Source organism: Pseudomonas sp. HN2-3 (genome assembly GCF_020691745.1).
Lineage (GTDB): Bacteria > Pseudomonadota > Gammaproteobacteria > Pseudomonadales > Pseudomonadaceae > Aquipseudomonas > Aquipseudomonas capeferrum.
Map to the genome: position 1 here is coordinate 1,564,758 of NZ_CP085704.1, position 12,487 is coordinate 1,577,244.

Annotated in this window: 15 protein-coding genes; 14 read left to right on the top strand and 1 reads right to left on the bottom strand. The window is 62.7% G+C overall.

All coding sequences use genetic code 11. The features are described 5' to 3' along the window. The first annotated feature begins 3 nt into the window (after positions 1-3). Together LJX93_RS07095 and LJX93_RS07100 are read left to right on the top strand one after the other, a co-directional pair. A complete protein-coding gene (locus tag LJX93_RS07095; RefSeq protein ID WP_033700577.1) occupies positions 4-663 on the top strand; it encodes an HAD family hydrolase in 660 nt (219 codons plus the stop codon). Positions 664-686: 23 nt separating this feature from the next. Next, positions 687-1,676, top strand: coding sequence for a S49 family peptidase (locus tag LJX93_RS07100; RefSeq protein WP_156311426.1), 990 nt, complete (start codon positions 687-689; stop codon positions 1,674-1,676). Positions 1,677-1,769: 93 nt separating this feature from the next. Here LJX93_RS07100 and LJX93_RS07105 read toward each other — a convergent pair whose 3' ends face one another. Continuing rightward, positions 1,770-2,348 (bottom strand): Maf family protein, encoded by a 579-nt coding sequence (locus LJX93_RS07105; RefSeq protein ID WP_047583568.1) that lies wholly within the window; start codon positions 2,346-2,348, stop codon positions 1,770-1,772. A gap of 95 nt (positions 2,349-2,443) precedes the next feature. On the opposite strand from LJX93_RS07105, the gene LJX93_RS07110 reads away from it, so the two are divergent. From LJX93_RS07110 to LJX93_RS07165, 12 genes are all read left to right on the top strand, one after another. Next, positions 2,444-2,971 (top strand): YceD family protein, encoded by a 528-nt coding sequence (locus LJX93_RS07110; RefSeq protein ID WP_077068576.1) that lies wholly within the window; start codon positions 2,444-2,446, stop codon positions 2,969-2,971. Positions 2,972-2,984: 13 nt separating this feature from the next. Next, positions 2,985-3,167 (top strand): 50S ribosomal protein L32, encoded by a 183-nt coding sequence (gene rpmF, locus LJX93_RS07115; RefSeq protein WP_016485486.1) that lies wholly within the window; start codon positions 2,985-2,987, stop codon positions 3,165-3,167. Positions 3,168-3,170: 3 nt separating this feature from the next. Then, complete coding sequence (plsX, locus tag LJX93_RS07120; RefSeq protein ID WP_077068575.1) at positions 3,171-4,181, top strand: phosphate acyltransferase PlsX; 1,011 nt, start codon at positions 3,171-3,173, stop codon at positions 4,179-4,181. Positions 4,182-4,307: 126 nt separating this feature from the next. Next, entirely contained in the window at positions 4,308-5,246 is a 939-nt protein-coding gene (gene fabD / locus LJX93_RS07125) for an ACP S-malonyltransferase (protein ID WP_033700573.1), read from the top strand. 15 nt (positions 5,247-5,261) lie between these two features. Then, positions 5,262-6,002: a 3-oxoacyl-ACP reductase FabG gene (fabG, locus tag LJX93_RS07130; protein WP_033700572.1), complete on the top strand. Its 741-nt coding sequence runs from the start codon at positions 5,262-5,264 to the stop codon at positions 6,000-6,002. Between the two features lie 203 nt (positions 6,003-6,205). Continuing rightward, on the top strand, positions 6,206-6,442 hold the full coding sequence (acpP, locus tag LJX93_RS07135) for an acyl carrier protein (protein WP_008096410.1): 237 nt from the start codon (positions 6,206-6,208) through the stop codon (positions 6,440-6,442). Between the two features lie 184 nt (positions 6,443-6,626). After that, entirely contained in the window at positions 6,627-7,871 is a 1,245-nt protein-coding gene (fabF, locus tag LJX93_RS07140) for a beta-ketoacyl-ACP synthase II (protein ID WP_033700571.1), read from the top strand. Then, the gene (gene pabC, locus LJX93_RS07145; RefSeq protein WP_033700570.1) at positions 7,871-8,686 is read left to right on the top strand and encodes an aminodeoxychorismate lyase; all 816 of its coding nucleotides are present in this window, start codon (positions 7,871-7,873) and stop codon (positions 8,684-8,686) included. The genes fabF and pabC overlap by 1 nt, the downstream gene beginning before the upstream one ends. 4 nt (positions 8,687-8,690) lie before the next feature. After that, positions 8,691-9,881 (top strand): endolytic transglycosylase MltG, encoded by a 1,191-nt coding sequence (gene mltG / locus LJX93_RS07150; RefSeq protein ID WP_047583567.1) that lies wholly within the window; start codon positions 8,691-8,693, stop codon positions 9,879-9,881. A gap of 9 nt (positions 9,882-9,890) precedes the next feature. Further along, entirely contained in the window at positions 9,891-10,523 is a 633-nt protein-coding gene (gene tmk, locus LJX93_RS07155) for a dTMP kinase (RefSeq protein WP_033700568.1), read from the top strand. Beyond that, positions 10,516-11,502, top strand: a complete 987-nt coding sequence (locus LJX93_RS07160; protein ID WP_162525132.1) for a DNA polymerase III subunit delta' — start codon at positions 10,516-10,518, stop codon at positions 11,500-11,502. The genes tmk and LJX93_RS07160 overlap by 8 nt, the downstream gene beginning before the upstream one ends. A 32-nt stretch (positions 11,503-11,534) precedes the next feature. Further along, a complete protein-coding gene (locus LJX93_RS07165) occupies positions 11,535-12,317 on the top strand; it encodes a TatD family hydrolase (protein WP_227696885.1) in 783 nt (260 codons plus the stop codon). Positions 12,318-12,487 lie beyond the last annotated feature (170 nt).

A 12,487-nucleotide genomic window follows, 5' to 3' on the forward strand; every position in this document is an offset into this window, starting at 1 on the left:
GCGATGAAAAAGTCTTATGAGCTGCTGATCTTCGACTGGGACGGCACCTTGGCCGACTCCATCGGGCGCATCGTCGAGGCCATGAATGCTGCCGCCGAGCGCGCCGGTGAGGCGCCGAGTCACGATGACGCGGTCAAGGGCATCATCGGCCTGGCCCTGGGCGAGGCGATCCATACGCTGTATCCGCACCTGACACCCGTGCAGCTCGAGCGTTTTCGGCAGCACTATGCCGACATCTACACGGCGCTTGATCAAAAGCCGTCGCCGTTGTTCGAGGGTGTGGTCGAGTCGCTGGATGCCTTCCGTGCCGAGGGTTACCGCTTGGCGGTAGCAACTGGCAAGGCCCGTCGAGGCCTGGATCGGGTGCTCAGGGCCAATGGCTGGGAGCAGTTCTTCGATATCACCCGCGCCGCCGACGAGACCCGTGGCAAGCCACACCCGCTGATGCTCGAGGAGATTCTCAGCCATTGCGGTGTCGAACCTGGGCGCGCGTTGATGGTCGGTGATTCGGCGTTTGATCTGCAGATGGCCAGCAATGCGGGCATGCACTCGGTGGCTGTCGGCTATGGCGCGATGTCGCTGCAGGCACTGGCCGAGTTCGGCCCGCAGGTGTGCATTGATCATTTCTCCCAGTTGCGTGAGTGGCTGGTCGGTTCCGCGTAATTTCACTTCCAAGGCAGGTGAGCATGGCAGACGAATGGAAAGCCCCTGAGTCCGAACCCGAGGAGCGCGAAGAGCGCAAGAGCTGGAAGCTGTTGGAAAAAACCCTGCTGGCGAGTGTCCAGGAGCAGCGCCGCGCACGGCGCTGGGGGATTTTCTTCAAGCTGCTGACCTTCGTTTACCTGTTCGGCATGCTGGTCTTGTTCACGCCGTTGATGGACATGGACAAGGCCGCCTCGCGCAGCGCCAGCCATACGGCATTGATCGAGGTGCGCGGCGTGATTGCCGATCAGGAGGCCGCCAGTGCCGACAACCTCGTCAAGAGCCTGCGTGAGGCGTTCAAGGACGCCAAGACCAAGGCCGTGGTGCTGCGAATCAACAGCCCGGGTGGCAGCCCGGTGCAGGCGGGCTATGTCTATGACGAGATTCGCCGGCTGCGTGCCGAGTACCCGGCGATCAAGCTGTATGCAGTGATCACCGACCTGGGGGCTTCCGGTGCCTATTACATCGCCAGTGCGGCGGATGAGATCTATGCCGACAAGGCCAGCCTGGTTGGCTCCATTGGGGTGACGGCGGCGGGTTACGGGTTTGTCGGTTCGATGGAGAAGCTGGGGGTCGAGCGGCGCACCTATACCGCAGGTGAGCACAAGGCCTTCCTTGATCCGTTCTCGCCAGAGAAGCCTGATGAGCGGGCTTTCTGGCAGGGCGTGCTGAATACCACGCACCAGCAGTTCATCGCCATGGTCAAGCAGGGGCGGGGTGATCGGCTGAAGGATAAGGAGCACCCGGAGCTGTTCAGTGGGCTGATCTGGTCGGGCGAGCAGGCCAAGGCGCTTGGCTTGGTGGATGGCTTGGGCAGTGCCAGCTATGTGGCGCGGGAAATTGTCGGCGAGAAGGAATTGGTGGATTTCACGGTTCAGGAATCGCCGTTTGACCGGTTCTCCAAGCGGATCGGCGCCAGTGTGGCGGAGCACCTGGCCATGTACATGGGGTTCCAGGGGCCTTCTTTGCGCTGAGGGTTGGCCGTTGGTTGTACGGCACCCTTTTGCAGTACCCATGGAGGTCGAGCACCGCTCGATCTCCATGGGTGCTAAAAATGCGGGATCGAACTACGGAATCACCACCCCTTCCTTGGTCAGCATGTCTACCAGCCGAATCAGCGGCAACCCGACCAGGCTGGTCGCATCGCACCCATGCGTGCTTCGAAACAAACTCACCCCCAGCCCTTCGGCCTTGAAGCTCCCTGCGCAATCCAGCGGCTGTTCCGCCGCCACGTAGCGCTCCACGCGCTCTCGGCTCAGTTCCCGCATCGTCACCGTAAACGGCACGCAATCGACCTGGCATTGCCCTGTAGCGCTATTGAGCAGCGCCAGCCCGGTCAGGAAGGTGACCTGCTGCCCGCTGGCCTCCAGCAGTTGCTCGCAGGCCCGCTCGAAGCTCAAGGGCTTGCCAAGGATCTGTTCGCCCAGCACGGCCACCTGGTCCGAGCCGATGATAAGGTGCCCGGGGTGGCTGCCCGCCAGTGCCTCGGCCTTTTGCCTGGCCAGGCGCCGAACCAGCTCCACGGCAGGCTCGTCACCCAGGCGCTGCTCGTCTATATCGGGGCTTTCCCAGGTGAAGGGCAGGCGCAGGCGGGCGAGCAGTTCGCGTCTGTAAGGTGAACTGGAAGCCAGTAATAAGGGCAGCATGGTAGACTCCTGATCTGTTGTACTCATCCTATCACGCGATTTGCCGCCGAATTTCCTTTGACAGGGGCGGGGGCCATCCCTAGAATGCTGCGCCTATGTTGAATGACCCGATTCCACCTCACGTTGACCCGCGCAAATTAGCCGATCGTGGCGTAACCCTTAACGGTTCGCTGCAACTCGCTGATTTGGAAAGACTCTGCGACCCGCTTTCCGACAATGTCGGTACGGTGCAGGCGAAATTAAATTTTGAACGAGATGAACAGCACGTGGTGGTTATCCACAGCGAGCTTGACGTCGAGGTCAAGATGGTTTGCCAGCGTTGTCTTGAGCTGGTCACCCTGCCGATCCACAGCGAATGTACTTACGCCGTGGTAAAGGAGGGTGCGAATACCCAGTCGTTGCCGAAAGGCTATGACGTGCTGGAACTGGGCGAAGATCCATTGGATCTGCAGGCGTTTATCGAGGAGGAGCTTCTGCTCGCCTTGCCAATCGTGCCTGCTCATCATCCGGAAGAATGCCAGCAGCCGGCGGGCGCAGACGAGCCCGATTCGAGCAAGGACGAGGTATCGCGGTCCAACCCGTTCAGTGTTTTGGCGCAGTTAAAGCGTGACCCAAACGTTTAGGAGTTAATCAATTATGGCTGTTCAGCAGAACAAAAAATCCCGCTCTGCCCGTGACATGCGCCGTTCGCACGACGCCCTGTCGGAAAACGCGCTGTCGGTAGAGAAAACCACCGGTGAAATTCACCTGCGCCACCACGTATCGCCAGAAGGCGTATACCGTGGTCGCAAAGTGATCGACAAGGGCGCTGACGAGTAATCCTTGTCCGCTCAGATCATCGCGATCGACGCAATGGGCGGGGACTTCGGTCCCCGCAGCATTGTCCAGGCTAGCATTGCCTGCCTTTCGGCTACCCCCTCGCTGCACCTGACCCTCGTCGGTCAACCCTCCCTCCTTGAAGATCTTGTCAGCGGCCTTGCAGCTGCGGATCGCGCGCGCCTGCAGATTGTCGCGGCAAGCGAGGTGATCGGTATGGACGAGCGGCCTTCACAGGCGTTGCGCGGCAAGCCGGACTCGTCGATGCGCATTGCGCTCGAACTGGTGCGTGACGGCAAGGCCCAGGCCTGCGTGAGTGCCGGAAATACCGGGGCGCTGATGGCGTTGTCGCGCTTCGTGCTCAAAACCCTGCCGGGTATCGATCGGCCCGCCATGGTGGCGGCGATCCCGACCCAGGCGGGGTACTGCCAGTTGCTCGACCTGGGCGCCAATGTCGATTGCAGTGCCGAGAACCTTTACCAGTTCGCCGTGATGGGCTCGGTGGCTGCCCAGGCCTTGGGCGTTCATCGCCCGCGCGTGGCGCTGCTGAACATCGGCACCGAGGACATCAAGGGCAACCAGCAGGTCAAGCTGGCGGCCACGTTGCTGCAGAACGCCCGCGGCCTTAACTATGTGGGTTTCGTCGAAGGCGATGGCCTGTACCGTGGCGAGGCGGATGTGGTGGTGTGCGACGGCTTTGTCGGCAACATCCTGCTCAAGTCCAGCGAAGGCCTGGCGACGATGATCGGTGCGCGCATCGAGGCGTTGTTCAAGGGCGGAGTGCTGGCCCGTGCTGCCGGCGCCTTGGCCATGCCATTGCTCAAGCGCCTGCAGGCCGACCTGGCGCCCGCGCGGCACAATGGTGCAAGCTTTCTGGGGTTGCAGGGTATCGTCATCAAAAGCCATGGCTCGGCGGGCGTGCAGGGGTTTCAGAGCGCCATTCAGCGCGCGTTGATCGAGATCCAGGAAAACCTGCCCCAGCGGCTGCATGGTCGCCTTGAAGACCTGTTGCCTTAGGCATTTCGCCGATGAAGTGCTTAAATGTGACCGCTTGGTCCGCGTATCCATCCAAGTTTTCAGATTCCGCGCCAGGCTAACGCCCGGCGTACCCTATCCGACGACAAGATCATAAGGGCTTGTTCAATGTCTGCATCCCTCGCATTCGTCTTTCCTGGTCAAGGTTCCCAGTCGCTGGGCATGCTCGCCGAACTCGGCGCCCAGAAGCCGGTGATCGTCGAAACCTTCAAGGAAGCTTCCGAAGCTTTGGGCTACGACCTGTGGAAGCTGGTCCAGGAAGGTCCGGAAGAGCAACTCAACCAAACCGACAAGACCCAGCCGGCCATCCTTACCGCCTCTATCGCCTTGTGGCGCCTGTGGCTGGAAGAGGGCGGCGCAAAGCCTGCGTTCGTTGCGGGCCATAGCTTGGGTGAATACAGCGCGCTGGTCGCCGCTGGCAGCCTGTCGCTGAAAGACGCAGTCAAGCTGGTCAAGCGCCGTGGTGAACTGATGCAGGAGGCTGTGCCGGCCGGTCACGGCGCCATGGCCGCAATTCTTGGCCTGGGCGACGATGAAGTGAAGGCCATTTGCGTCGAAGCGGCCGAAGATGAAGTGGTCAGTGCAGTGAACTTCAACTCTCCGGGCCAGGTAGTCATTGCCGGTAACGTTGCGGCGGTGAACCGTGCCATCGAGTTGTGCAAGGCCAAAGGCGCCAAGCGTGCCTTGCCGCTGCCGGTCAGCGTGCCATCGCACTGTGCCTTGATGAAGCCTGCCGCCGAGCGTTTTGCCGAGTCGGTCAACGCCATCGAGTGGAAGGCCCCGCAGATCCCGGTGGTGCAGAACGTCACCGCCGCCATCGCCGCCGACCTCGATGCGCTCAAGCACGACCTGCTGGCGCAGCTGTACCAGCCCGTGCGCTGGGTCGAATGCGTACAGACCCTGGCCGCCAATGGCGCCGTCAATCTTGTTGAATGCGGCCCAGGCAAAGTCCTTGCCGGCCTCAACAAGCGTTGCGCCGACGGCGTGACCACCTACAACCTCAATACCCCTGATGCCGTCGCCGCCACCCGCGCGGCGCTGGCCTGAATTGGAGAAGCTTGCATGAGCCTGCAAGGTAAAGTTGCACTGGTCACCGGCGCCAGCCGTGGCATTGGCCAGGCCATCGCCCTCGAACTGGGCCGCCAGGGCGCGACCGTGATCGGCACCGCCACGTCCGCCTCCGGTGCCGAGCGCATCGGCGCTACCCTGAAAGAGCACGGCATCACCGGTACCGGCATGGAGCTGAACGTGACCAGCGCCGAGTCCGTCGAAGCGGTGCTGGGCGCCATCACCGCGCAGTTCGGTGCACCGGCCATCCTGGTCAACAACGCAGGTATCACGCGCGACAACCTCATGCTGCGCATGAAGGACGACGAGTGGTTCGACGTGATCGACACCAACCTGAACAGCCTCTACCGTCTGTCCAAGGGCGTGCTGCGCGGCATGACCAAGGCGCGTTGGGGTCGTATCATCAGCATCGGCTCGGTCGTCGGTGCCATGGGTAACGCTGGTCAGGCCAACTATGCCGCCGCCAAGGCTGGCCTGGAAGGCTTCAGCCGCGCCCTGGCGCGTGAAGTGGGCTCGCGAGGCATCACCGTCAACTCGGTGACCCCAGGCTTCATCGACACCGACATGACCCGTGAGCTGCCAGAAGCGCAGCGTGAAGCCCTGCAGACCCAGATTCCGCTGGGCCGCCTGGGCCAGGCCGAGGAAATCGCCAAGGTGGTTTCCTTCCTGGCGTCCGACGGCGCAGCCTATGTGACCGGTGCTACCGTGCCGGTCAACGGCGGGATGTACATGTAAAACTGCAACTCAATGTGACGGATTTCGTAAAAAAAGAGTCATACTGCGAGCCTAAAATCCGTTATAAAGCTGCAACCAGATTCCAGGCAGAGGGTCGGGTGACTAATTCGAAGGTGCGTTTAGCTTGAAAAGCGAACGTCTTTCTATAAAATTGGTCACCGGCCAGCTGCCTGACATATGTCCATTAGGAGTGAAAACTAGGTATGAGCACCATCGAAGAACGCGTCAAGAAAATCGTCGCCGAGCAACTGGGCGTCAAGGAAGAGGAAGTGACCAACGAGAAGTCCTTCGTCGATGACCTGGGTGCCGATTCGCTTGACACCGTTGAGCTGGTGATGGCTCTGGAAGAGGAATTCGAGACCGAAATCCCAGACGAAGAAGCCGAGAAGATCACTACCGTTCAAGCCGCTATCGACTACGTCAACAGCCACAAGGCCTAAGACGTTTTAGTCGACGCTACTTGTCGGGAAAAACCGCACTGCCTTTGCTGGCGTGCGGTTTTTTCTTTGCGAGCCCCCCTTGGCTCAAGGGTATCGTTCACCGCGCACCGAGAGCCTGTTGTCATTTCATTCCATCGCATGAATGCAATGCCAAGAGACTCTGTTATTAGAAAAGGAGAGTACTGTGTCGCGTAGACGCGTCGTGGTCACCGGTATGGGTATGCTGTCACCACTGGGTACAGATGTACCGAGTACCTGGCAGGGCATTCTGGCTGGCCGCAGTGGCATCGGTCCGATCGAACATACGGATCTGGCTGCCTACTCCACCCGTTTCGGCGGCTCGGTGAAAGGCTTCGAGGTCGAGCAGTACCTGTCGGCCAAAGAGGCCCGCAAGCTTGACCTGTTCATCCAGTACGGCCTGGCGGCCGGTTTCCAGGCGGTGCGTAATGCCGGCCTGGAAGTGACCGACGCCAACCGCGAGCGTATTGGCGTGGCCATGGGCTCAGGCATCGGCGGCTTGACCAACATCGAAGAAACCAGCCGGACCTTGCATGAGCAAGGCCCGCGGCGCATTTCGCCGTTCTTCGTGCCGGGTTCGATCATCAACATGATCTCCGGCTTCCTGTCGATCCACCTGGGGCTGCAGGGGCCGAACTACGCCATTGCCACCGCCTGCACCACGGGCACCCACTGCATCGGCATGGCCGCGCGCAACATCGCCTACGGTGAAGCCGACGTGATGATCGCCGGTGGCGCCGAGATGGCCGCTTGCGGCCTGGGCATGGGCGGCTTCGGTGCCTCGCGCGCGCTGTCGACCCGTAACGATGAGCCAAGCCGTGCCAGCCGTCCTTGGGACAAAGGCCGTGACGGCTTTGTGCTGTCCGACGGTGCTGGTGCGCTGGTTCTCGAAGAGCTTGAGCACGCCAAGGCCCGTGGCGCGACCATCTATGCCGAGCTGGTTGGTTTCGGCATGAGCGGCGACGCCTACCACATGACCTCGCCACCCGATTCCGGTGAAGGTGCTGCCCGTTGCATGGCCAATGCCCTGCGCGACGCCGGCATCCAGCCTGAAGAGGTCAGCTACATCAACGCCCATGGCACCTCGACCCCGGCGGGCGATGTGGCCGAAGTGGCTGCGATCAAGCGTGTGTTCGGCGAGCATGCCTACAAGCTCGCGGTCAGCTCGACCAAGTCGATGACTGGCCACTTGCTGGGGGCTGCGGGCGCGGTGGAAGCGATCTTCAGCGTACTGGCAATCAACAGCCAGATGGCGCCGCCGACCATCAACCTGGATGAGCCGGACGAGGGCTGTGACCTCGACTTCGTGCCGCACCAGGCGCGCAGCATGCCGATCGACGTGGTGCTGTCCAATTCGTTTGGCTTTGGTGGCACCAACGGCTCGCTGGTGTTCCGCCGGTTCGCTGGTTGATGCACAGCTGGCTCGACGGCCAGCCGGCGGATGCAGTCAATCTGCAGAACCGCGGCCTGGCCTACGGCGATGGACTGTTCGAGACCATCGCCGTGCGAGGCGGCCGGCCGAGCTTGATGGCCGGCCACCTTGCACGCCTGGCGCTGGGTTGCGGGCGCCTGGCCATCGACGTCGACCTGGCGTTGGTCGAAGACGAGATCCGGCGTTACGCCAGCCAGCTAGGTGATGGCGTTGCCAAGCTCATCCTCACCCGTGGCGACAGCCAGCGAGGCTATGCCCCGGTTGCCGGTGCGGCGCCACGGCGCATCCTTCAGGGCGGCCCGCTGCCCAGCTATCCTGTCGAACATGCCGAACTCGGTGTGCAATTGTTCCCTTGCCAGACCCGGCTTGGGGAACAACCGCTGCTGGCCGGCCTCAAACACCTCAATCGCCTGGAGCAGGTGCTGGCGCGTGCCGAATGGCAGGGCGGCGAGCATGCCGAAGGCCTGATGCGTGATGGGCAGGGCAGGGTAGTCGAAGGGGTGTATAGCAATTTGTTTCTGGTGCGTGACGGTGTGCTGCTGACCGCAGACCTCAGCCGCTGCGGCGTCGCCGGCGTGATGCGTGCCGCGTTGCTGCAGCAGGCCCAGGCAATGGCCATCCCCGTACAGGTCCGCGACCTGGCATTCGATGAACTGGAGCAGGCGGATGAGGTATTCGTGTGCAACAGTGTCTATGGTGTCTGGCCTGTGCGGGGTTTTGCCGCGCTGAACTGGTCGCCGGGCCCACTCACCCGTAAACTGCAGGCCGTTGCCCGTACGTTACTGGATACCTGAATTCGTGAGACGCAAATTCCTGCTGCTGCTGGAAATGGGGTTGATCCTGGCCGGCCTGGCTTTGGGCTGGTCGGCCTGGAAGGTCAACTCGGTCCTGGAGCAGCCCTTGCACGTGACGCAGGAGCGCCTGCTCGACGTGCCCAATGGCACCAACCCCAACCGCATGTTTTACCGCATGCAGAACGATGGGCTGCTCGATGACGCCTTCTGGTTGCGGCTTTATTGGCGCTTCAATATGGCTGGCACGCCCTTGCACACTGGGGAGTACCGCCTGACCCCGGGGATGACGGTCGAGCAGTTGTTCGACGCGTGGCGCCGTGCCGATGTGGTGCAGTACAACCTCACCCTGGTCGAAGGCTGGACCTTCCGCCAAGTGCGCTCGGCCGTTGCCAAGCACGAAAAGATCAAGCACACGCTGGACGGCCTGACGGACGCCGAGGTGATGGACAAGCTTGGCCACACCGGCGTGTTCCCCGAGGGCCGCTTCTTCCCGGATACCTATCGCTTCGTGCGCGGCATGAGCGACATCGAGTTGTTGCAACAGGCCTACATGCGCCTGGACGAAGTGCTGGCCAAAGAGTGGTCGGAGCGCACCACCGACCTGCCGTATCGCGACCCTTACCAAGCGCTGATCATGGCCTCGCTGGTGGAGAAGGAAACCGGCATCCCACAAGAGCGTGGGCAGATTGCTGGCGTGTTCGTGCGGCGCCTGCGTCTGGGCATGATGCTGCAGACCGACCCGACCGTGATCTATGGCATGGGCGAGCGCTACAACGGCAGAATTACCCGTGCCGACCTGCGCGAACCGACGCCCTACAACACCTACACCATGACTGGCTTGCCGCCGACGCCGATCGCGATGGTCGGGCGCGAGGCTATTCACGCTGCGCTCAATCCGGCCACTGGCACCAGCCTGTACTTCGTTGCCCGCGGCGATGGCAGCCATGTGTTCTCCGACGACCTGGACGACCACAATTCGGCGGTGCGCGAGTTCCAGCTCAAGCGGCGTGCGGATTACCGCTCGAGCCCGGCGCCGCAGGCCCAGCCGGGTGCCAGCGAGGCCACCGAGCCCGATGCGCCCGCAGCGGACCAGCCGTCTGCGCAGCCTGAGCCCGACGCGGCCCCCGTGCAGCAATCGGCCCCGGCCGGCGACCCCGCAGCGGCCGATGCACCGACGCCCGAAGAACAACCTTAAGGACTGCCTGTGAGCGGCTTGTTTATTACCCTGGAAGGCCCCGAAGGCGCGGGCAAGAGCACCAACCGCGAATACCTGGCGGCGCGCCTGCGCGAACATGGCCTGGATGTGCTGCTGACCCGCGAGCCGGGCGGTACACCGCTGGCCGAAAAGGTGCGCGAGTTGCTGCTGGCGCCAAGCGATGAAAGCATGGCGGCGGATACCGAGCTGCTGCTGGTATTCGCTGCGCGCGCCCAGCACCTGGCGCAGGTGATCCGGCCTGCCCTGGCCCGGGGGGCGGTGGTGCTGTGTGACCGGTTTACCGATGCTACCTACGCTTATCAGGGCGGGGGGCGGGGATTGTCCGTCGAGCGCATCGCCACACTGGAGCAGTTCGTCCAAGGCGACCTGCGCCCAGACCTGACCCTGGTCTTCGACCTGCCGGTCGAAGTCGGCCTTGCCCGTGCTGCCGCACGTGGCCGCCTGGACCGTTTCGAGCAGGAAGGCCAGGCATTCTTCGAGGCGGTGCGCCAAGCCTACCTGCAGCGTGCCCATCGCGCGCCGCAGCGCTACAGCCTGCTGGATGCCGCGCAGCCCCTGGAGGCCGTGCAGCGTGCCATCGACGCACTGCTGCCGGGTATCCTGGAGCGTTGCCGTGGCTGAGGCCTACCCCTGGCAGCAAGCCATCTGGCAGCAGTTGGCCGGTCGCAGCCAGCACGCACACGCCTACTTGCTGCATGGGCCGCAGGGTATCGGCAAGCGAGCCCTGGCCGAGCGCCTGATGGCGCGTTTGTTGTGTCAGCACCCTCAGGGGCTGGATGCCTGCGGCACCTGCAAGTCCTGCCTGTTGCTCAAGGCCGGTAGCCACCCGGACAACTACGTACTGGAGCCGGAGGAGGCCGACAAGCCGATCAAGGTCGATCAGGTGCGCGACTTGGTGGCCTTCGTGGTGCAGACTGCGCAGTTGGGCGGGCGCAAGGTCGTGTTGATCGAGCCGGTCGAGGCGATGAACGTCAATGCGTCCAATGCGTTGCTCAAAAGCCTTGAAGAACCTTCGGGCGATACCGTGCTGCTGTTGGTTACCCATCAGCCCAGCCGCCTGCTGCCGACCATCAAGAGCCGCTGCCAGCAGGTCGTCTGCCCGCAGCCCAGCCTGGACCAGAGCCAAGCCTGGCTTGCCAATGCGCTGGCCGACAGCGATGAAGCCGAGCGCGAAGAGCTGCTGACCCTGGCCGCAGGTTCGCCGTTGAGGGCGGTCAGCCTGCAGGCACAGGGCATACGTGAACAGCGCGCGCTGGTCACCGATGGAGTGAAGAAACTGCTCAAGCAGCAACAGTCCCCCAGCCAACTGGCCGATGCCTGGAGTGGTGTGCCGCTGTTGCTGCTGTTCGACTGGTTCTGCGACTGGTCGCACCTGATCCTGCGCTATCAGTTGACCCAGGACGAAGAAGGGTTAGGCTTGGCCGATATGCGCAAGGTCGTGCAGTACCTGGCGCAAAAGAGCCGCCAGGCGAAGGTGCTGCAGGTTCAGGCGTGGGTCCTGGAGCAGCGCCAGAAGGTGCTGGGCAAAGCCAACCTCAATCGCGCCCTGCTGCTCGAAGCGCTGCTGGCTCACTGGCAGCAGTTGCCGGGCGCCCGCTGACTTTCCCTTTTATTCATGTGTGCCGTTATCCCATGCTCGTAGATTCCCATTGCCACCTTGACCGTCTTGACCTGAGTGCCCACCAGGGCTCGCTCGATGCTGCCCTGCAGGCTGCGCGTGAGCGCGGGGTCGGGCATTTTCTGTGCATTGGCGTCAGTGCCGACAACGCCGGGGCGGTCAAGGCCCTGAGTGAGCAGTACGCCGATGTCGACTGCTCGGTGGGGGTGCACCCACTGGACCTGGCGCCGGGCGAGACCCCAGCGCTGGAGTGGCTGTTGCGTGAGTTGGCGCACCCGCATGTTGTGGCGATCGGCGAAACCGGCCTGGACTACCACTACGAGCCGGAAGCGGTCGAGTTGCAGCAGGCATCGTTTCGCCTGCACTTGGAGGCATCGCGCCAGACCGGCAAACCGATGATCGTGCATACCCGTGCAGCGCGGGCCGATACCCTCGCGCTGCTGCGCGAGGCGAACCTGCCTCAGGCCGGTGTGCTGCACTGCTTCACCGAAGACTGGGACATGGCCAAGGCGGCGCTGGACCTGGGCTATTACATTTCGTTGTCGGGCATCGTCACCTTCCGCAATGCTGACGCCTTGCGTGAGGTGGCACGCCAAGTGCCGGTCGACCGCCTGCTGGTGGAAACGGATTCGCCTTACCTGGCGCCGATTCCGTATCGGGGCAAGCCGAACCTGCCGCAGTACGTGCGCGAAGTGGCCGAGTATGTCGCCTCGTTGCGTGGGGCCAGTTATGAGCAGTTGGCGGAGCAGACCACGGCGAACTTCAAGCGCTTGTTCCCCTTGGCACGTGTGGTCTGAGGCACCCCTTCAAACAGGCAAAAAAAACCCGGGTTCTGGGGGAGGGAATCCGGGTTAAGACCATTAGGAGTAAAACAAAGGTACGCGGTCCCTGAGCACCTTTATCGGCGCGCCACTTGGGGGGGATGCGCCGCGCCAACAGTTCAAGTATTGGTCAGGTTTGGCGCAGT